The 19,406-nt window shown below is 42.4% G+C and carries 16 protein-coding genes; 6 read left to right on the top strand and 10 right to left on the bottom strand.

Annotation, left to right across the window (positions count from 1 at the left end):
* Positions 1 to 27: 27 nt before the first annotated feature.
* Positions 28 to 1,851 carry a sensor histidine kinase gene (locus C1E24_RS14605; RefSeq protein WP_138482657.1) on the bottom strand — a complete coding sequence of 608 codons (1,824 nt, stop codon included), beginning with the start codon at positions 1,849 to 1,851 and terminating at the stop codon, positions 28 to 30.
* A gap of 308 nt (positions 1,852 to 2,159) precedes the next feature.
* Here C1E24_RS14605 and C1E24_RS14600 point away from each other — a divergent pair, with 308 nt between their 5' ends.
* The 3 genes from C1E24_RS14600 to phaC all read left to right on the top strand — a co-directional run bounded on the left by C1E24_RS14600 (position 2,160) and on the right by phaC (position 5,190).
* Positions 2,160 to 2,909, top strand: coding sequence for an SDR family oxidoreductase (locus C1E24_RS14600; RefSeq protein WP_138482655.1), 750 nt, complete (start codon positions 2,160 to 2,162; stop codon positions 2,907 to 2,909).
* Between the two features lie 70 nt (positions 2,910 to 2,979).
* Entirely contained in the window at positions 2,980 to 3,324 is a 345-nt protein-coding gene (locus tag C1E24_RS14595; protein WP_058030660.1) for a phasin family protein, read from the top strand.
* Between the two features lie 99 nt (positions 3,325 to 3,423).
* Complete coding sequence (phaC, locus tag C1E24_RS14590; protein ID WP_431188331.1) at positions 3,424 to 5,190, top strand: class I poly(R)-hydroxyalkanoic acid synthase; 1,767 nt, start codon at positions 3,424 to 3,426, stop codon at positions 5,188 to 5,190.
* Positions 5,191 to 5,249: 59 nt separating this feature from the next.
* Here the strand turns inward: phaC and lpdA are convergent, their stop codons facing one another.
* From lpdA to C1E24_RS14565, 5 genes are all read right to left on the bottom strand, one after another.
* Positions 5,250 to 6,677 carry a dihydrolipoyl dehydrogenase gene (lpdA, locus tag C1E24_RS14585; RefSeq protein ID WP_138482652.1) on the bottom strand — a complete coding sequence of 476 codons (1,428 nt, stop codon included), beginning with the start codon at positions 6,675 to 6,677 and terminating at the stop codon, positions 5,250 to 5,252.
* A gap of 179 nt (positions 6,678 to 6,856) precedes the next feature.
* A complete protein-coding gene (gene aceF, locus C1E24_RS14580; RefSeq protein WP_138482650.1) occupies positions 6,857 to 8,755 on the bottom strand; it encodes a pyruvate dehydrogenase complex dihydrolipoyllysine-residue acetyltransferase in 1,899 nt (632 codons plus the stop codon).
* Positions 8,756 to 8,767: 12 nt separating this feature from the next.
* A complete protein-coding gene (gene aceE, locus C1E24_RS14575) occupies positions 8,768 to 11,434 on the bottom strand; it encodes a pyruvate dehydrogenase (acetyl-transferring), homodimeric type (protein WP_138482648.1) in 2,667 nt (888 codons plus the stop codon).
* A gap of 51 nt (positions 11,435 to 11,485) precedes the next feature.
* A complete protein-coding gene (gene pdhR, locus C1E24_RS14570) occupies positions 11,486 to 12,244 on the bottom strand; it encodes a pyruvate dehydrogenase complex transcriptional repressor PdhR (protein ID WP_058030666.1) in 759 nt (252 codons plus the stop codon).
* Between the two features lie 427 nt (positions 12,245 to 12,671).
* Entirely contained in the window at positions 12,672 to 13,433 is a 762-nt protein-coding gene (locus C1E24_RS14565) for a transporter substrate-binding domain-containing protein (protein ID WP_138482646.1), read from the bottom strand.
* Positions 13,434 to 13,796: 363 nt separating this feature from the next.
* Between C1E24_RS14565 and C1E24_RS20965 the strand changes: the two genes are divergently transcribed.
* Complete coding sequence (locus C1E24_RS20965; RefSeq protein WP_171040902.1) at positions 13,797 to 13,961, top strand: hypothetical protein; 165 nt, start codon at positions 13,797 to 13,799, stop codon at positions 13,959 to 13,961.
* Positions 13,962 to 14,031: 70 nt separating this feature from the next.
* Here the strand turns inward: C1E24_RS20965 and serB are convergent, their stop codons facing one another.
* Positions 14,032 to 15,042, bottom strand: coding sequence for a phosphoserine phosphatase SerB (gene serB, locus C1E24_RS14560; protein ID WP_138482644.1), 1,011 nt, complete (start codon positions 15,040 to 15,042; stop codon positions 14,032 to 14,034).
* 74 nt (positions 15,043 to 15,116) lie between these two features.
* Here serB and C1E24_RS14555 point away from each other — a divergent pair, with 74 nt between their 5' ends.
* On the top strand, positions 15,117 to 15,737 hold the full coding sequence (locus C1E24_RS14555; RefSeq protein WP_138482643.1) for an AhpA/YtjB family protein: 621 nt from the start codon (positions 15,117 to 15,119) through the stop codon (positions 15,735 to 15,737).
* On the opposite strand, the gene C1E24_RS14550 is transcribed toward C1E24_RS14555, so the two are convergent.
* Positions 15,704 to 16,468 (bottom strand): TatD family hydrolase, encoded by a 765-nt coding sequence (locus C1E24_RS14550; protein ID WP_138482642.1) that lies wholly within the window; start codon positions 16,466 to 16,468, stop codon positions 15,704 to 15,706. The genes C1E24_RS14555 and C1E24_RS14550 overlap by 34 nt on opposite strands.
* 138 nt (positions 16,469 to 16,606) lie before the next feature.
* On the opposite strand from C1E24_RS14550, the gene C1E24_RS14545 reads away from it, so the two are divergent.
* A complete protein-coding gene (locus C1E24_RS14545; RefSeq protein ID WP_138482641.1) occupies positions 16,607 to 16,807 on the top strand; it encodes a hypothetical protein in 201 nt (66 codons plus the stop codon).
* Between the two features lie 65 nt (positions 16,808 to 16,872).
* On the opposite strand, the gene pdxH is transcribed toward C1E24_RS14545, so the two are convergent.
* Positions 16,873 to 17,514 (bottom strand): pyridoxamine 5'-phosphate oxidase, encoded by a 642-nt coding sequence (gene pdxH, locus C1E24_RS14540; protein ID WP_138482640.1) that lies wholly within the window; start codon positions 17,512 to 17,514, stop codon positions 16,873 to 16,875.
* Positions 17,515 to 17,638: 124 nt separating this feature from the next.
* The gene (gene argS, locus C1E24_RS14535; RefSeq protein ID WP_138482639.1) at positions 17,639 to 19,381 is read right to left on the bottom strand and encodes an arginine--tRNA ligase; all 1,743 of its coding nucleotides are present in this window, start codon (positions 19,379 to 19,381) and stop codon (positions 17,639 to 17,641) included.
* Positions 19,382 to 19,406 lie beyond the last annotated feature (25 nt).

Genomic DNA, 19,406 nt, shown 5'->3' with positions numbered 1-19,406 from the left:
CCTAAACAAAATGAGTTACTCGTAAGATTAACTTATAGGCTCTGAACTGACGTCAGATAATTGTTTTTGTGAAAATTCAGTCTCTGACAAAATAATATGAAGGCAAGCACCACCATGCGCAGGGCTTTGCATTTTCACTTCCCCTTTCAGCTTTTGCGTGACCAAATTATGTATGATGCTCATACCTAGACCAGTGCCACCACTATGGCGTTTTGAAGTAATAAACGGTTCAAAGATCACTGGTAAAATTTCTTTGTCTATACCCATGCCATCGTCTTTGAAATAGATATGCACAAAGTCATTTACAACCATTGCCGACACCACAATATGGAGTTTCTGATTGGCTATTTTGCCATGTTTAATACTGTTATGAATGCATAGGTTAATGATCTGATTGATTGCAGAGGGGTAGCTATTAATAAACAACCCTTCTGAGATATCAAAGGTGATATCATAATCATCGGCAGATAATAAACCGTCATTACTTCGAAAAGTCTGTTCTACTTGATCAAGTAAGTTAAAATAGGTCAAGATATCCAAGTGTTGGTTTGCAGAGATCAGTTTAAACTCTTCAATAAGCTGCTCACTAACCGTGAGGTTACTTTCAATAATATCTAGCGTACTTTCTAGATGACTTATCATCTCAGTGATAGAGGCATTCTCATCTAACCCATCTCTTAGGTTACTTTTCATGATGGCTATTAACTCAGCCATATCGCCTTTACCACTTTTTACTTCTCCAAGTGGCGTATTGAGCTCTTGAGCAAAGCGATGTATGACATTGCTAAAACTCGCCACTTCAGCATCTTCTAAAAGGCGTTTTTGTGCCGAAGACAAACGCGCTAATAAGCCATCAAGGTATTCAAGTAATTTATCGACATGCGTACCTATTTGACCTAACTCATCGATATTATTGAGATTAGTCCTGAGTTTAAAGTTTTCATGTTCAACAACCTTGTCTAAGACATCATTGATCACATTAATTTTTTTCGAGACTCTTGCATGCAAGATCATCAACAGCACAAAGCACACAGAGCAAATCAAAATTATCATGCCTAGTAAGCTTAAAACCCAAGCTTGCTTAGTGTCGTGGTCCTGTAAAATAATAGTATTGCTCAATCCCAATATTTTGGTTGTTAGCGCATTTTTTTGCTCATCAAGTTGCTTTCTCAACCCCTGCTTAGAGTTCAAACCAATTTCTGTGAGCACTGCACTGTAAGATAAAAATCCCTGCCGATAAGCTTTGAGTAGCAGTGCCGCTTGAGGGTTTTCGGATTGCAACTTTTGATATAATTTTTCGTAAACTCCAGTATGACGTTCAACATAGGCATGATCGTGTCGCAGTAAAAAGTCTTTTTCTGCACGTCGTAATTCAAGTACTTTAAGCTCTAACATGGGTTTTTCAGCTGTTTGCACATAACTTTGTAACTGATGAGCGTGACGTCTAAACAAGCCATATACCCCCTCATCAGCCTCATGACCTAACTTGATTTGGAACTGCTCAAAACGCTTTAAAGTTTGCCTTAGTTGTGCGGTATTAGATTCTATTGCGGAAAGTTGCAGCATAACTTTTGGCTCATCTAAAAGAAGTTGAGCAAGCTCACCGTATTCTTTTTCGAATTGAAAATAATGCTTATCGAAAGACTCAATAAATTCTGGCTGCCTTTCTTGTATGTAATCATTTTTCACGCCAACTAATCGAGCTGCAGCTAACTTAAGACGATTTAATTGCAGCTCAACTTGCTGAGTATGATCTATGTGTGAATACATGAACCAACTTGCAAGCATGATTAAAAACACACATGTGCTCGAAGCAACTTTAAAAATAAGTAATGAAGACTGAACGCGCATAGTCTGACCTTTATTTTTCCTTACTTTAAGTTTAGTAAAGAAAACTAGATTTAGATCAAGTTATAAATTGTGCAAATTTCGAGCATAACGATAGACTATATGATAAACCGCGCTATGGGGTTTACGCTTAAAGTAAGCCGCAAGGGTGAGTTCTTAAAAAGGTCATGGTTTGGTTAAAAAACTGTCACTTTTTTCGCAAATAATGAAGTCACTTAACGATCACTCAAGTGAATTTCACTGGTGTTTGTTGCCATAAACAAACATGACAAATGCAGTTAAATTGTCATAAAAGATGTAGGGAAATCATCATGGATATACAAAAAACTGCCATTGTAACTGGCGCCTTTGGTGGCATTGGTACAGCCATCGTTCAATCTCTTGTAGAAAACCAATTCTTTGTTATCGCCGTTGCCAGTCAACGTCGAACCCAAGCTGACTTTGATCAATGGCTCAATGAAGCAAACATCAATCCAAAACATGTCCAAGCGGCGTTTTTAGATGTGACAGATACGCAAGCTTGTAAACTTGCCCTAGACGACCTCATCGAAGAGCATCAACACATTGATGTGTTAGTCAACAATGCGGGTATCACACGTGATACCACATTTAAAAAAATGTCGATTGAACAATGGCGCGAAGTGATCGATACCAACTTAAACTCCCTTTTCAACATGACCCAACCCTTGTTTGCGCATATGTGTGCACAAAAGCAAGGTCGAATCATCAACATCTCCAGCGTTAACGGTCAAAAAGGCCAATTTGGTCAAGCAAATTATGCCGCAGCAAAAGCGGGCATGATCGGCTTTTCTAAATCTCTAGCTTATGAAGGTGCACGCGCCGGTGTTACGGTGAATGTAGTTGCCCCTGGTTATACAGAAACCCCAATGGTTGCAGCAATGAAACCTGAAGTACTAGATAACATTCGCGGCCAAGTACCTATGCAACGTTTAGCGACCCCAGAAGAAGTCGCCAAAGCAGTCCGCTTTTTAGCTTCTGACGATGCGGCTTATATCACAGGTGAAACACTCGCCTTAAACGGCGGTTTATATATGAATTAAGTTAGTTGAGTAAGCAGTTAACGCTCAACCAAATTTTTGAAAAATCTCAACGACTCAAAAGGAAAACGTTATGTACACTGATTTACTAAACACGCTAACTGAACAAAACCAAAAGTTTTTCGGCCCAGCTATTAAGTTCAACCAACTAGTTGCAAAGAACATTGAGCAGCTAGCGAGCATTCAAATTGATGCAGTACAAAACATCTCAAATGCTTCTGTATCGCAATTAAAAGCTGCGACTGAAGTACAAGATGTGAAATCGGCAATCGATTTTAACTTAAGCCAAGTTTCAGCGATGACCCAACTAAGCCAGCAAATGATCGAAGACGGTCAAAAGCTAACTAAACTAGGTCAAGAGTTTAAAGACAACCTTGAAACTCTAACTAAAGAGCAAATGCAAACTGCTCAAGCTTAAGACTTATTTAGGTAGCGGTATTTCTGCCGCTATCTGCTCTTCTTGCCTTCATGCTGCGACACCCAAGCAGCGTCTAGTTGTGTCATTAGGACAATCATGATGAAGATGGATAACGACGCCTTAAATGCTACGATGCAATCTTGGTGGCAACAAAACCAAGAAATTTTTAACTCCTTTACCCAAAGCCTGAGCCAACAAAGCCCTGTACAACAAGCTTTAAATGAGCAAAACAGCAAAGACTTTACTACCTGGTTGCAAGCGCTAAGCCAGCAGCCTGAGACATTAATAAAGAATCAAACGAACTGGTGGCAACAGCAATTGCAGATAATGCAAAATGCGATGCAAGCCGGTGATGAAAACGTTGCGCCTGTCATCACTGAAGAGCGTGGCGACCGCCGTTTTAAAGACGAGCAATGGCAACAAAATCCATGGTTTAACTACATCAAACAAAGTTACTTATTATTTGGCGAATCGCTGCTGCAGAACATTCGTGATACCCAAGGGCTAGACGAAAAACAAAAAGAGCGCCTTGAGTTTTTTGCCAGACAAACTATTAATTCGCTTGCGCCCAGCAACTTTATCAGCACTAATCCCGAACTACTCAAACTCACCCTAGAGTCAAAAGGTGAAAACCTAGTAAAAGGCTTTGAACTGCTTAAAAAAGACTTAGACAAAAGCCAAGACATGCTGCGTATTAGCATGACTGAAGAGCAAGCTTATAAACTCGGTGAAGACTTAGCGACGACACCGGGTCGTGTGGTGTATCAAAACCATTTATTTGAATTAATCCAATACAGTGCAACCACAGAACAAGTACTCGAGACACCGCTATTAATCATTCCACCTTATGTGAACAAGTACTATATCTTAGATTTGCAACAACAAAACTCAATGGTGAAATGGGCTGTCGATCAAGGCCATACCGTATTCATGATGTCGTGGAAAAACCCAGATCCAAGTATGGCACACATCAGCTTTGAAGATTATGTGGTTGATGGCGTGATAGCAGCCCTTGATGCCATCGAAAAGCATATAGGCACAACTTATGTCAATGCCATGGGCTATTGTATTGGCGGTACTTTGCTGACCACAACATTGGCTTATTTCACAGCGAAGCGTATGAAACAACGCATTAAAAGTGCGACCTTATTAACCACATTACTCGATTTTGCTCAGCCTGGAGAGATTGGTGTCTTTATCAATGAGTCAACAATTGCAGCGCTTGAAGCTTATAATACTGAAAATGGGGTCATGCATGGTCACTCACTCGGCACCGCATTCAGTATGCTCAGAGAAAACAGCCTGTACTGGAATTATTATGTGAATAATTACCTCAAAGGCAAAGCACCTATGAATATGGACTTGCTCTATTGGAATGGTGACAGTACCAATCTTACTGCAGCATGTCATAATTTTATGCTGCGTAACCTCTATCTAGAAAACAAGCTGGTAGAGCCTAAAGCAATCAGTATTCGTGGTACTAAAATTGATTTGAGCAAGGTAAAAACACCGATTTATATGCTTTCTACGCGTGATGATCATATTGCGCTTTGGCAAGCCACATTTAAAGGTGTGCAAAATACCGCAAGCCCAGTGACATTTGTGCTGGGTGAGAGTGGCCACATTGCCGGTGTAATTAATGCGCCTGAGGCAAATAAGTACGGTTACTTTTATGGCCCAGAGGCCAAAGGTGAAGCGCAAGAATGGTTTGATAAAGCTAAGCATCAAACGGGGTCTTGGTGGCCTCACTGGCACCAGTGGCTTAACAACCTCAACGACACAAAAGTAGACGCCAGAGCAACGCATACTGATGAAAAGCCGGGTATCTATGATGCACCCGGAGAATATGTAAAAGTGACACTTTAATGTAGCAGATAACAAAAAACCCGCCGAAGCGGGTTTTTTTAAAGCTTTAAATCAGAGAATTACTTCTTCTTTTTAACTGCTTTTTTGTTTGGTAGGTCAGTGATTGAACCTTCAAAAATTTCAGCAGCTAGACCAATTGACTCGTTCAGAGTTGGGTGAGCATGGATAGTAAGCGCTAGGTCTTCACCGTCTGCACCCATTTCTACCGCTAGGCCGATCTCACCAAGCATTTCACCTGCGTTGATACCAACCATAGCACCACCGATAACACGACCTGAGTCTTTATCGAAGATAAGCTTAGTTGAACCTTCAGTACGAGCTGAAGCGATTGCACGGCCAGATGCTGCCCACGGGAATACCGCAGTTTCAATATTAAGGCCTTGCTCTTTTGCTTCTTTCTCAGTTACACCAACCCAAGCGATTTCTGGATCTGTGTATGCGATTGAAGGAATACACTTAGGATCGAAGTAATGCTTCTGACCAGAGATAACTTCTGCAGCAACGTGTGCTTCGTGAACCGCTTTGTGCGCAAGCATTGGCTGACCAACGATATCACCAATCGCGAAGATATGGTTTACGTTTGTCTTCATTTGCTTATCAGTGTTGATGAAGCCACGCTCGTCAACAGCTACGCCCGCTTTTTCAGCGTCAAGTAGTTTACCGTTAGGCGTACGACCTACAGCAACTAATACTTTGTCGTAGCGTACTGGCTCAGCCGGAGCGTTCTTGCCTTCGAATGATACGTACAGACCGTCTTCTTTCGCTTCAACAGCCACTACTTTCGTAGAAAGCATTACATTGAACTTGTTCTTAACGTATTTCTGGTAAATCTTGATGATGTCTTTATCAGCTGCTGGTACTAGTTGATCAGCAAATTCAACAACGTCAATTTGTGAACCTAGCGCACGGTAAACAGTACCCATCTCAAGACCGATGATACCACCACCTAATACAAGTAGCTTCTCAGGTACGTCTTTAAGTTCAAGTGCACCAGTTGAATCGATTACACGCTCATCTTCTGGGATGAAAGGTAGGTTTACAGGCTGAGAACCCGCTGCAATGATTGCATTGTCGAAAGTAACAGTTGTAGTACCGTTTTCGCCTTCAACAGCGATAGTGTTAGCACCTGTGAATTTGCCGTAACCGTTAACAACGTTAACTTTACGCATCTTCGCCATGCCGTCTAAGCCACCAGTTAATTGACCGATTACAGACTCTTTCCAAGAGCGGATTTTGTCTAGGTCAATTTGTGGAGCACCGAAAGTAACACCGTGAGATGCCATTTCGCTCGCGTCGTCGATTACTTTAGCAACGTGAAGTAATGCTTTTGAAGGGATACAACCTACGTTCAAGCAAACACCACCTAGAGTGTTACGTGATTCGATAAGTGTAACGTCTAAACCTAAATCAGCAGCACGGAAAGCTGCAGAGTAACCACCAGGACCACCGCCTAGTACAACAACTTGAGTTTTGATCTCGTTGCTCATGTTTTAACCTTAATATTTTGCGAACGGGTTATGCCAAATTGGCGTTGCCCTACTCGTTATACTCACTGCCATGTCATCCATTTGTCAGGAGGAACAAGGGGCAGACTAAAAAAGTGTGCGTCGATTGTATCAGAGGATACAAACAAAATCCCACTGAAAATCAGTGGGATTTTTGAGTTTTACATTACCAGCTGACGAATGTCGCTTAGGTAAGCTGCCAGTGTTGCAGTAAAGCGTGCTGCTAACGCACCGTCAATTACACGGTGGTCGTATGAACAGCTTAGCGGCACCATTAGGCGCGGCTCAAATTCTTTACCATTCCACTTCGGCTTCATGTCTGACTTTGACACACCTAAGATGGCAACTTCTGGTGCATTTACGATTGGTGTAAACGCAGTACCACCGATGCCACCTAGGCTAGAAATAGTGAAACAACCGCCCTGCATATCAGATGCAGTTAGTTTACCTTCACGTGCTTTCTTAGAAATTTCCATCAACTCACGAGATAACTCAATGATGCCTTTTTTGTTCACGTCACGAACAACAGGAACAACTAGACCATTTGGTGTATCTACTGCGATACCAATGTTTACATACTTCTTAAGAATTAAGCTTTCGCCATCTTCAGACAGTGATGAGTTAAACGTTGGGAACTCTTCTAGTGCTTTAGCCGCTGCTTTCATTACGAATACTAGTGGTGTGATCTTCACGCCCATTTTCTTCTTCTCAGCCAGTACATTCTGCTCTTTACGGAATGCTTCTAGCGTGGTGATGTCCGCTTCGTCAAATTGCGTAACGTGTGGGATCTGTACCCAGTTACGATGAAGGTTTGCACCAGAAAGCTTTTGAATACGAGAAAGTTTCTTCTCTTCAACTTCACCAAACTTGCTGAAGTCTACTTTTGGCCAAGGAATTAAGTTTAGCTCGCCACCACCAGTGTTGCCACCTTTAGATAGCTGACCTGATTCAACTTGCTTCACTAACTCTTTCACGTAGTTTTGTACGTCTTCTTTAAGTACACGGTTCTTGCGACCCGTGCCCTTAACACGTGCTAGGTTTACACCAAACTCACGCGCTAGACGACGAACTACAGGTGATGCATGTGCGTATTGGTCGTTCGCTACAAATTCATCTTTTTGTGCTGAAGCTGCAGGTGCCGATGCTGGCGCTGGTTTTGCCGCAGGTGTTGCCGGAGCCGCTTGAGCTGGTGCAGCTGCTGGCGCCGCTACAGGAGCTGGTGCAGAACCTTGCGTTTCAAATACAAATACCAATGAACCAGTCGACACTTTACCGCCAACCTCAACCTTCACTTCTTTAACAGTACCTGCAAATGGTGCTGGTACTTCCATAGAAGCCTTATCACCTTCTACGTTTAAGATTGATTGGTCAGCTTCAACCGCATCGCCTACCGCAACCATAACTTCAGTTACTTCAACTTCGTCACCGCCGATGTCTGGTACGTGAACCTCGATCAGTTCTGCCGCCGCTGCAGGAGCAGGCGCTGCCGCAGGAGCCGCTTCAGCAGCTGCCGGCGCAGATGCACCAGTTTCAAATACGAATACTAACGAGCCCGTTGATACTTTGCCGCCAACTTCAACTTTGATTTCTTTAACTGTACCGCCAAATGGTGCTGGTACTTCCATAGAAGCCTTGTCGCCTTCTACGTTTAAGATTGATTGGTCAGCTTCAACCACGTCGCCTACGGTAACCATAATCTCAGTTACTTCAACCTCGTCACCACCGATATCCGGTACGTGAACTTCTTTTAATTCAGATGCCGCTGCTGGAGCTGGTGCAGCCGTTGGGGCTGCTGGTGCTTCAGGCTCGGCTGCTGCAGGTGCATCACCCGCAGCATCAAAAATCATAATTAAAGAGCCAGTTGCAACAGTGTCGCCTTCAGCTACTTTAATTTCTTTCACTGTACCCGCTTGCGCAGCTGGCACTTCCATTGAAGCTTTATCACCTTCAACAGTGATAAGAGATTGATCAACTTCAACTGTGTCACCTACGTTAACTAGGATCTCAGTTACTTCAACCTCATCTGCACCAATGTCTGGAACATGAATTTCGATTGCCATTATATCTGCCTCTTATGCGTATAGTGGGTTAGTTTTCGTTGTGTCGATATCAAACTTCTTGATAGCGTCAGCAACAACTGATGCGTCAACTTTACCTTGCTTAACAAGCTCTGTAAGTGCAGCGACTACTACGTAACCTGCATTTACTTCGAAGTGACGACGTAAGTTTTCACGGCTGTCTGAACGACCGTAACCGTCAGTACCAAGTACTTTGAAAGAAGCGCTTGGCATATAAGCACGTACTTGCTCTGCATAGTTCTTCATGTAGTCAGTTGCAGCAATTGCTGGAGACTCACCTAATACAGATGTGATGTAAGGTACTTTTTGATCTGCTGCTGGGTTAAGCATGTTGAAGCGCTCAACATCTTGACCGTCACGTGCAAGCTCATTGAATGACGTTACAGAGAATACATCTGAACCAATGCCATAGTCTTCGCTTAGGATCTGACCTGCTTTACGTACTTCGTTTAAGATAGTACCTGAGCCCATTAGCTGAACGTGTGCTTTGTCACCAGCGTTGTCTTCAAGCTTATAGATACCCTTACGAATACCTTCTTCCGCACCTTCTGGCATTGCAGGTTGTGCGTAGTTCTCGTTCATTAGCGTTAGGTAATAGAACACGTTTTCTTGCTCAGGACCGTACATGCGACGAATACCGTCTTGTAGGATTACCGCTACTTCAAATACGAATGTTGGGTCGTAAGAAATACAGTTAGGAATAGTACCCGCTTGAATGTGCGAGTGACCGTCTTCGTGCTGTAGACCTTCACCGTTAAGGGTTGTACGACCAGCGGTTGCACCCAGTAAGAAACCACGTGCTTGTTGGTCACCCGCCATCCACGCCATGTCGCCAACACGTTGGAAACCGAACATAGAGTAGTAGATGTAGAATGGGATCATCGGCAGGTCATTTGTCGAGTATGACGTTGCAGCAGCAACCCATGAAGACATTGCACCTAGCTCATTGATACCTTCTTGAAGTACCTGACCTGATGTTGCTTCTTTATAGTAAGAAACGATGTCACGGTCTTGAGGTGTGTAATTCTGGCCATGCGGGTTATAAATACCGATCTGACGGAATAGACCTTCCATACCAAAAGTACGCGCTTCATCCGCAATAATAGGAACGATGTTTTTACCTACACCTTTATCCTTTAATAAGATATTTAGTGCACGTACGTAACCCATTGTTGTAGAGATATCACGCTTTTGTGCTTCAAGTAGTGGCTTGAACTGCTCTAAAGTTGGTAGCTCAAGTGCTTGCGTGAAGTTAGGTAAACGCTGCGGTGTATAACCGTGAAGCGCTTTACGACGTGAGTGAAGGTACTCATATTCAGCTGAACCTTCTTCAAGCTTCAGGTATGGTAAATCTTTGATTTGCTCATCAGATACCAAGTCTTCAAGACCAAGACGTGAACGAAGATGTTCAACGTGCGTCATGTCCATTTTCTTAACTTGGTGCGCAATGTTTTTACCTTCAGCTGCTTCACCCATACCGTAACCTTTAACCGTTTTAGCTAGGATTACAGTTGGACGACCTTTTGTCTCTTGCGCTGCTTTGTAAGCTGCGTAAAGCTTAGATGTATCGTGACCACCACGCTTAAGCGCGAAGATCTCGTCATCAGTCATATCTGCAACAAGTGCCGCTGTTTCTGGGTAACGACCGAAGAAGTGCTCACGAACATATGCGCCATCTTTCGCTTTATATGTTTGGTAGTCACCGTCGATTGTCTCGTTCATAAGCTGTAATAGCTTACCCGTTGTGTCTTTCGCTAGTAATGCATCCCAACCTGCACCCCAAACAACTTTAATTACGTTCCAACCAGCACCTTTGAATAGACCTTCAAGTTCTTGAATGATCTTACCGTTACCCATTACTGGGCCATCTAGACGCTGAAGGTTACAGTTGATTAGGTAACAAAGGTTATCTAGCTTCTCACGCGCAGCGAAAGAAATTGCACCACGTGATTCTGGCTCATCCATTTCACCGTCACCTAAGAACGCATATACGCGTTGTTCGTTCGTCTCTTTCAGACCACGACCTTCTAAGTACTTAAGGAAACGTGCTTGGTAGATTGATGCAATTGGACCTAGACCCATAGATACAGTTGGGAACTGCCAGAATTCAGGCATCAACTTAGGGTGTGGGTATGAAGAGATACCTTTACCGTCTACTTCTTGACGGAAGTTATCAAGTTGCTCTTCAGTTAAACGACCTTCTAAGAAAGCACGTGCGTAGATACCAGGTGAAATGTGACCTTGGTAATAAACTAAATCACCACCGTCTTTTTCGTTTGGTGCACGGAAGAAGTGGTTGAAACACATCTCATAGAATGCAGCCGAAGACTGGTAAGACGCCATGTGGCCGCCTAGCTCTAAGTCTTTCTTAGACGCACGTAAAACGATCATGATCGCATTCCAACGAACGATTGAACGAATACGGCGTTCAATTGTTGTGTCACCTGGGTATGCAGGTTCTTGATCTGCTGGAATAGTATTTACATAGTTTGTAGTAATACCTGTTGGCATATCAACGCCATCAAGACGAGCTTGTTCTAATACTTGCTCTAATAGAAACTGAGCGCGTTCAACGCCCTCTTCTTTTACTACAGACTCAAGCGCTTGTAACCACTCTTGGGTTTCTAACGCGTCTACGTCAATTTTATTGACTTCAGACATATGGAGTGTTCCTTATGTTTAAAATACGAATTTAATTACTTCTGGTTAATCTTAACGAACTCGATTGTTACTGGTACGTCTTAAACTACGTGCGATCCGCGAACGTTCTTTGTCCGCTTCAAGTAATGCTTCTTCAATAAACGCTAAGTGCGCGTTACTGGCTAATCGTGCTTGTTCTGGATTACCTTCTATAACAGCATCCATCAACAATTTACGGTGCTCAGCAAGCTGTTCACTCACGTTGTTCTTTTGCACCAAAACTTGTAAGTTTTGTAATACATTTTGCTCCAGCAAAGACTGCATGCCTTTAACAAGGTGTAGCAACACCACGTTATGTGACGCTTCAGCCACTGCAAAATGAAATGCATTAATTGCTTGTGCTTTTTGCTCTAGGTCCCCGTGCACATCGGCGATATTGTCGAAACTTTGTTGAACTTTCTCAAAGTCAGTATCTGTACCGCGAAGCGCTGCATAATATGCCGCGATCCCTTCTAGTGCATGACGAAACTCCAGTAAATCAAATTGTGATTCTGGATGCTTACTGATCAAGTCAAACAGCGGATCAGTGAGCCCCTGTTCTAATTGATTTTTTACATACGTTCCGCCGCCTTGACGACGTGTCACGAGTCCTTTTGCCTCAAGCTTCTGAATTGCTTCTCGAAGAGAAGGTCGTGAAACCTCAAACTGCTTCGCAAGCTCCCTTTCTGGAGGCAACTTTTCACCTGGCATTAAAGAGCCCTCGAGGATCATATTCTCAAGTTGCTCTAAAATAACATCAGATAATTTTGCTGCTTTTATCTTTAAAGACATTGATCAAACGCCGAATTTAAGCATGTTGAAAAGACCATCTAACATCTTATTGCTAGGTAATCTTAACCAAAAGGTAAATTGGTAATACCAAATTTGCGCATTACACTATCAAAAACCCGTGATACTGTCAAAATTCTGCACGGTTTAACCACAGCTTTTCTACAACCAAAGTCTAAACTTTATACAACTTTAGGAAAAACCACAGTACAAATTAAAGTGGTCTGACCATTAAAGATTACTTTTACTGTTCCAGTACTTGGACAGTCTAAAATTTGAGGGAGTAGGCAGTACATTCACAAGTTAAAAAATGTAACTAATCGATATTTTGGTTTTTTAGGGAAGAAATGAGATGTACAGATCCTATATATTATTCAATTGTCTGCCAGTAACAACTCTATTAGTTCTCATTTTTAGCAAAATTGCTCACTTACTTTCCTTGAAGTAACTGCCATTTATTCAATAGGGTTGTGTATTCCCCTGTCAGCTTAATTTTTTCCAGTCCTTGCTTTAGCTTCCGAGCTATCTCTTGATCGAGCTGTTTATTGGCAACAAAATGTAACTCGTTAGGGAAGTCTTTTAAACTTAGTTTTTCTTCTATCTTATCAGGGTCTAGTCCTATGTTTCTTAGCTCTTTATCAAGCGACAAAGTATTTGTTAACACAAGATCTGTTCTTTCTTTATAAAGCATTTGGAGTAGGCTCTCAGGATCTGGCGCAAGCACTAAATCATGTTCAGTTGAAAACCCCGATTTTTCTAAGTAATGGTGACTAAAGTATCCCCTCACCGTACTGACTCTTAACCCATGTGCACTCTTTAAATCTAATAATGAGAACGACTTTTTCTTTAGTCCAATCAGATAAGCATCTGCGAAATAAACACTGCCTAAAAAATTAAACTCTTTGCTACGTTGTGGCGTTTTTAATAAGGAGATCATCAAAGTATTTTTGTCTGACTTAAACTCTTTGAAAGCGCGTGCCTGAGGCATTATTTCGACGTGTCCTTTACATTGACACTCGAGCAATACCGTTTCGACTAACTCAACTAAAAACCCTTTTGGCTGCTTTTTATCGTCAGTGAAATGAAGGGGGTAAAGATCTTCCGCAACAAAACGTAAGGTTTCTGAAGACCGCACACTATTAGAAAGTGTAGCTAATAACATACAAAAAATTGCTGAACAAAAACGGGCCATAGTGCTTATTACCTCCTAACATGCTATCTCACAATGCCAAAACTGTGTCAGATTTACTAGCCTCTTAGCAGAGTAATAAGCTCTGCTCGGCTTTTATGAAGCTCCTTTATGAGATTTCTAGATTGCGATGAATTCGTTTATACCACTTACTTAGCACCATAATGTTTAATCTTCACAAGCTCGCCCCTATGAAGGTTAAACAATCATTCTATAGAGCTAAATAGTGCAGGCATTTCAATAGCACTTAATCGTTTGAACAAACTGTTTTTATAATTTTTTACTCTGAGTAAAAACTTGTTCCTAACTTTTTTACCACCTAACATGAAAAAGCCTATTTCGGCTTTATTTAGAAGGAAACTGATCATGAAATTGAATAAAAAGAAGTTAAAGAACTTATCGAATGCAAAAACCATTGATAACGTTGCGACTCCTAACATTGCAGGTGGGTTTGGTTTTTCAACGCCACAAGGTATTTGCCCTATGAGTTATTTCCCTACCTGTGAAAATGTGGACGCATGTCGAAGGTAACCTTTTCATACACAAAAAAGGAAGTCTCAGCGACTTCCTTTTTTCGAACAATTAATCACTGGCAAACTGATTATTTTGATAGGGCAAGAAAATATAACAATTGCAATAATGAGCCACGACAAATGGCTGCATCGGCGTTTTCAACCACTTTGGGTTTACCATGAATAGCCACCCCTGTTCCCGCTTCAGCCATCATCACTAAATCATTGGCGCCATCACCAATGGCAATGGTTTGTTGTTTCGCTAAACCAAGCTGCGTGCGTGTCTTTGCTAAAATATCAGCCTTTTTCTGAGCATCGACCACATCGCCCAATACTTTACCTGTTAAGCGGGCCTCTTTTATTTCCAGCTCATTGGCATAAAAAGCATCTAGCGACAGTGGTGCTTGCAGTGCTTCTGCAAACCAAGTGAAGCCACCCGATGCGATTATTAACTGCCAGTTATGGGCTTTTAATGTATGACAAAGATCTTGAATGCCCTCCATCAGCGGTAGGTTATCTTTTAACTGTTGGATCAAAGACAGTTCAATACCTTCAAGTTTCGCCACGCGCTGATACAAACTTTCGCTAAAACCCAATTGCCCAGCCATTGCCATGGCAGTCACGCTAGCAACCTCGTCATAAACGTCGGCTAAACGTGCTATTTCATCAATACACTCAATTTCTATCGCCGTAGAGTCCATATCCATGATGAGTAAACCTGGCTGACTCAAACTGGCTGGCTTTGATAAATAAGCACCTTCAAAACCATGCTCGACAGCAAAACTACGCAGCTGTTTTTTATATTCTTTCGAGTCATCAAACTGTGCTTTAACGTTAAACGCTAACGCGGGTGCTAATTGCGCTGCAGGCTGATATAGGCTTACTGCATTGATATTCGTCTTACCAATAAACTCAATGGCATATTGCAAGAAATGTGTGTTCGCTTGAGCACCAAAAAACACGATAAAATCTTCACCCAATGGCAATGATTCAGACGCTTGCTCGACTAAGTGATCATTTTCAATCTGATACCATTTTGCTAAGGTGCATAAATCGGTGAGTGGAAGTTGCGGTGTAAGGTTAAAGCGAATACCAGCCATTGTGAGCTCCAAATATAGTAACAATGCATTTGTAACATCATTCCAAAAGGCTGTCAGCACTCAATATGGATACTATGAAAAATACACAAGCACTTGATTTGATAACGTCTTCGAAAAACCGACGCTTGATCCGTTTAATCATTGCCGCGGCTTGCTTTGTCACACTGACTTGGATTGCCTTTAATACCAGTTTTCGCTCTCACCAACTGTTACATAATCAAGCGCATCAAGCAGCCCGAAGTTTGGCACAGCAAACAGCATGGAACGCCAGCTTTGCAATGCAAAGCCAAGAGCTCGATAAGTTAGAAAAACTCACTAAAAACTTAGCTAAAGACCCTTATGTGTTAGGTGCTGCGATTTACGACCATCAAGGGCAACTCTTGACTAAAACCGCAGGGTTTCAAGCTGAGCCACTGAATCAAGGCATTGCCAAACAGTTACCAGGGATCAGCAAATTAAAAGATGCCATCGTGTTACCCATTACCGATGCGGACGACAAGCCCCTTGGCTTTGTAAATATGGTGTACTTAACCCAAGACGCTATGAGTGAAAGTCATCATCACTTTCACGAACTCGGTCGTATGGTGTTGCTGATGTTGATCATTACCTGTGTATTCACTTGGCAATTAGGGCGCGCGTTAAAACGTTGGGAAGTAAAGCGTCAAATATTAAAAAGCGAACAAGACGACGAATAAACTTGTTTGGCAATCTCAGACTCTGATTCACTGCGAATTGCTACTAGGCAATCAAATACTGCTTTAAGGCGTTCAGGTAAGTTTATCTGCCCTTGATAACCCGCAAGCGGCATAGAAGGTGCGTCAGTCTCAAGCACTAAGCTATCGAGTGGTACTAGTGCTAAAGCTTGTTTGGTTTTGTTGGCACGTTCATAGGTTATCGTGCCCCCCACGCCAAGTTTAAAACCCAGTTTGATATACGCTTGAGCTTGTTGCAGTGAACCACTAAAAGCATGGATCACCCCACCCCATTTGGGTTTCACTTGTTTAAATGCTTGCATGATCAAATGATGGCTTTGTCTGTGATGCACAATAAGCGGCAATGACAGCTCATTCGCAAGTTTTATATGTTCAACAAATAGCGTTTGTTGCTTTTCAATATCTTCAATACTGGCATCGATACCACACTCGCCAATGGCCACCAGCTGCTCACGATGCTCAAAGGCTAAGCTTTTTAGCTGTTCAAAATCGCCATCTTGATGCTCAACCATAAAATATGGGTGAAGACCAAAAGCAATATAAACACCTTGGTTATGCTGTTTAAAACCCACTAAAGCTTGACTTTGCTCGAGTGTGATCCCAGGTACAACAAAGCCATGAACACCGAGTTGAGTTGCACGGTAAACATAGTTTTGAAAGTCACCTTTAAACTCGTCGAAGTCAAGGTGACAATGTGTATCAATAAATACCATTTTTAACACCCTCTTGTATTGCACCTAGCATGTATTTTTGAAAAAGAACAAGCCGAACAAGTATTGACCACAACAATCTTTTCTATTAGTTTGGAAAACGCCAACCATGGCAAACATATTAATTTTTAAGGAATAAAAATGAAATTAAAACTAAATAAAAAGAAAATTAAGAGTCTTTCTTCAGACAAAAATGCTTTACCAGTAAATGCTACGCCACAAGTCGGTGGTGGTACTGGCCCTGGTTTTAGCTGGGATTATACTTGTGATGATCACTGGAGGTGTCGCACAGGTAACTTTACTAATGATCAAAACTGTCGCCTTACTGACGTGTGTAATTAATTAGTATCCAAAGTGGCTCTTTGTAATAAAGGGCCACTAATGTAAGAGCTTACCTAAATAAAAGCTTAAGGATTTAACCTTTCAACAGCCCAACGACCATCGGCTTGCTTTACATACATAAAGCGATCATGTAAGCGGTGCTCGCCACCTTGCCAAAATTCAATTTTAGTTGGCTCAACACAATAGCCCCCCCAAAAGTCTGGCAGTGGAATATCGCCTTTAGCAAACTTTGACTTCATGCTGTTAAAGGTTTGCATTAGCGCTTGACGCGATGACACCGGACGAGACTGTTGTGACGCCCAAGCTGCGAGTTGGCTCTCTTTTGGACGAGATAAGAAATACTTTGCTACAGCGCTGGTTGGCAGTGGTTTTGCTTCACCATACACGATTACTTGGCGCTCAATCGCATGCCAAGGAAAGTGCAAAGAAATCTTGTTATTGCTCTTTAACTCTTGTGCCTTGCGTGAGCCCGTATTAGTGAAAAATACGAAGCCATTTTCATCCAAATGTTTAAGCAGCACGATACGCTGTGAAGGCTGGCCGGTTTCATCAACCGTTGCTACAACCATGGCTGTCGGATCATTGCTAAACTTGGCTTCAACCGCTTGTTTTAGCCAAGCCTCAAATTGCACAATAGGGTCATCTGCTAGCGTGTCACGCTGCAAACCACCTTGGGTATACTCGCGGCGAATGTCTTCTAATTTCATATTCGTTCCTTACTCGTTAACCTGAGCTTAGGTTAATAACAATCTGCTCTTAATTGGGTATAAAAAAGGCCGCAACAACATGCTGTTGCGCGGCCTATGAAGTTCATTTAGTTAATGAAACAGATTACATCTGCTCCATCACTTCGATGCCCAGAAGGTCTAGACCGGTACGTAGCGATTTAGCCACTAAGTTACATAGTAGTAAACGGCTTTCACGTACATCAGCTGCCACATCATCTTTTAAGATTGGGCACGCTTCGTAGAATGTCATATATAGGCTCGCAAGCTCATATAAGTAACCACATAATACGTGCGGAGTCGCTTCGCTGATCATCAGATCGAGTACTTCTTCAAGCTGAAGTAGTTTTAACGCCAATGCTTTTTCTTGTGGCTCAACAATGTTGATGCTACCAGCAAGATTTGCACTGTCTACGCCAGCTTTACGGAAAATACCACTTACACGCGTGTAAGCGTATTGTAGGTAAGGTGCGGTTGCACCTTCGAAGCTCAACATTGTATCCCAGTTGAAGATGTAGTCACTGGTACGGTGCTTAGATAAATCAGCGTATTTAACTGCGCCAATACCCACTTTACGGGCGATCTCACTACGCTCTTCTTCACTTAATTCAGCTGTACGGTCAGCAATTTTATCTGCTGCACGGCTTACCGCTTCTTCAAGTAGGTCTGCTAGTTTAACTGTACCACCAGTACGAGTTTTGAATGGTTTACCATCGTCACCCATCATAGTACCGAATAAGCTTGGCTCGTAGCTGGTTTTGTCTTTTAACAGACCCGCTTTACGTGCTGTGATCTCAACTTGGTTGAAGTGTAGGCCCTGACGTGCATCTACGAAAATTAAGATACGGTCTACGTCTAGTTCATTTGAACGGTAGTCACAAGCAGCAAGGTCAGTGGTTGAATATAAGAAACCGCCACCTGATTTTTGTACGATAAACACTGATGGCTCGCCATCTTTGTTCGCAAGCTCATCAAGGAATACTACTTGCGCACCTTGGTCTTCAACTGCGATGCCTTTTTCTTTAAGCAGATCAATCACGCCTTGAAGACGGTCGTTATAAGCGCTTTCTGCTTTAATATCATCACGGCCAAGGGTAACGTTTAATCTCGCGTAAACTTCTTCAGAGTGTTTAACCGAAGTATCGATAAACATCTGCCAAAGCTTTTTGCAGTGCGCGTCGCCACCTTGTAGTTTAACGACGTAGTCACGGGCTTTGTCAGCAAAGCCTTCTTCATCATCGAAACGCTTTTTCGCATCACGGTAGAAGCTTTCAAGGTCAGCAAGTGCTACTTTTTCAAGATCTACGCCCTGCTCAAGTAAGTCTTCAAGGTGTGCGATAAGCATACCGAACTGAGTACCCCAGTCACCCATGTGGTTTTGACGAACAACGGTATCACCACGGAACTCAAGGGCACGTACAACCGCATCACCAATGATGGTAGAACGTAAATGACCTACGTGCATTTCTTTTGCAAGGTTTGGTGAAGAGTAATCAACCACAACTTTATGCGGGTTTGCATGCTCAGCAACACCAAGTTTTGCATCTTGGTTTGCCGCTTCTAGGCTTGCAGCTAAAAACTCAGGCTTTAAGTGAATGTTGATAAAACCCGGGCCTGCAATTTCAGTTTTTGCAGCAAGGTCTGCAACGTCTAAATTGTCGATGATCTTTTGTGCAAGTTCACGCGGGTTAGTTTTTAATGCTTTTGCAGCGCCCATTGCACCATTGATTTGGTAATCACCAAATTGCGGACGAGTAGATTGTGTAACCGCTGGGTTTGTGCCTTCAGGAATACCCGCAGCGTGCATCGCCGCGTTAGCTTTTTCAATTAATAGAGTTTTGATATTCATTTTTTATCCTGTAACCCTTGCCAGC

The organism is Pseudoalteromonas phenolica (assembly GCF_005876835.1).
GTDB classification, from domain to species: Bacteria; Pseudomonadota; Gammaproteobacteria; order Enterobacterales; family Alteromonadaceae; genus Pseudoalteromonas; species Pseudoalteromonas phenolica_B.
This window is presented reverse-complemented; position numbering and strand designations above follow the sequence as displayed.

Coding starts and splice junctions, on each gene's coding strand:
- C1E24_RS14605 (WP_138482657.1), bottom strand. CDS start 1,851: ATGCGCGTTCAGTCTTCATTACTTATTTTTAAAGTTGCTTCGAGCACA.
- argS (WP_138482639.1), bottom strand. CDS start 19,381: ATGAATATCAAAACTCTATTAATTGAAAAAGCTAACGCGGCGATGCAC.
- C1E24_RS14595 (WP_058030660.1), top strand. CDS start 2,980: ATGTACACTGATTTACTAAACACGCTAACTGAACAAAACCAAAAGTTT.
- aceF (WP_138482650.1), bottom strand. CDS start 8,755: ATGGCAATCGAAATTCATGTTCCAGACATTGGTGCAGATGAGGTTGAA.
- pdhR (WP_058030666.1), bottom strand. CDS start 12,244: ATGTCTTTAAAGATAAAAGCAGCAAAATTATCTGATGTTATTTTAGAG.
- C1E24_RS14565 (WP_138482646.1), bottom strand. CDS start 13,433: ATGGCCCGTTTTTGTTCAGCAATTTTTTGTATGTTATTAGCTACACTT.
- C1E24_RS14550 (WP_138482642.1), bottom strand. CDS start 16,468: ATGGTATTTATTGATACACATTGTCACCTTGACTTCGACGAGTTTAAA.
- C1E24_RS14600 (WP_138482655.1), top strand. CDS start 2,160: ATGGATATACAAAAAACTGCCATTGTAACTGGCGCCTTTGGTGGCATT.
- pdxH (WP_138482640.1), bottom strand. CDS start 17,514: ATGAAATTAGAAGACATTCGCCGCGAGTATACCCAAGGTGGTTTGCAG.
- serB (WP_138482644.1), bottom strand. CDS start 15,042: ATGGCTGGTATTCGCTTTAACCTTACACCGCAACTTCCACTCACCGAT.
- C1E24_RS14545 (WP_138482641.1), top strand. CDS start 16,607: ATGAAATTAAAACTAAATAAAAAGAAAATTAAGAGTCTTTCTTCAGAC.
- C1E24_RS20965 (WP_171040902.1), top strand. CDS start 13,797: ATGAAATTGAATAAAAAGAAGTTAAAGAACTTATCGAATGCAAAAACC.
- phaC (WP_431188331.1), top strand. CDS start 3,424: ATGAAGATGGATAACGACGCCTTAAATGCTACGATGCAATCTTGGTGG.
- C1E24_RS14555 (WP_138482643.1), top strand. CDS start 15,117: ATGAAAAATACACAAGCACTTGATTTGATAACGTCTTCGAAAAACCGA.
- aceE (WP_138482648.1), bottom strand. CDS start 11,434: ATGTCTGAAGTCAATAAAATTGACGTAGACGCGTTAGAAACCCAAGAG.
- lpdA (WP_138482652.1), bottom strand. CDS start 6,677: ATGAGCAACGAGATCAAAACTCAAGTTGTTGTACTAGGCGGTGGTCCT.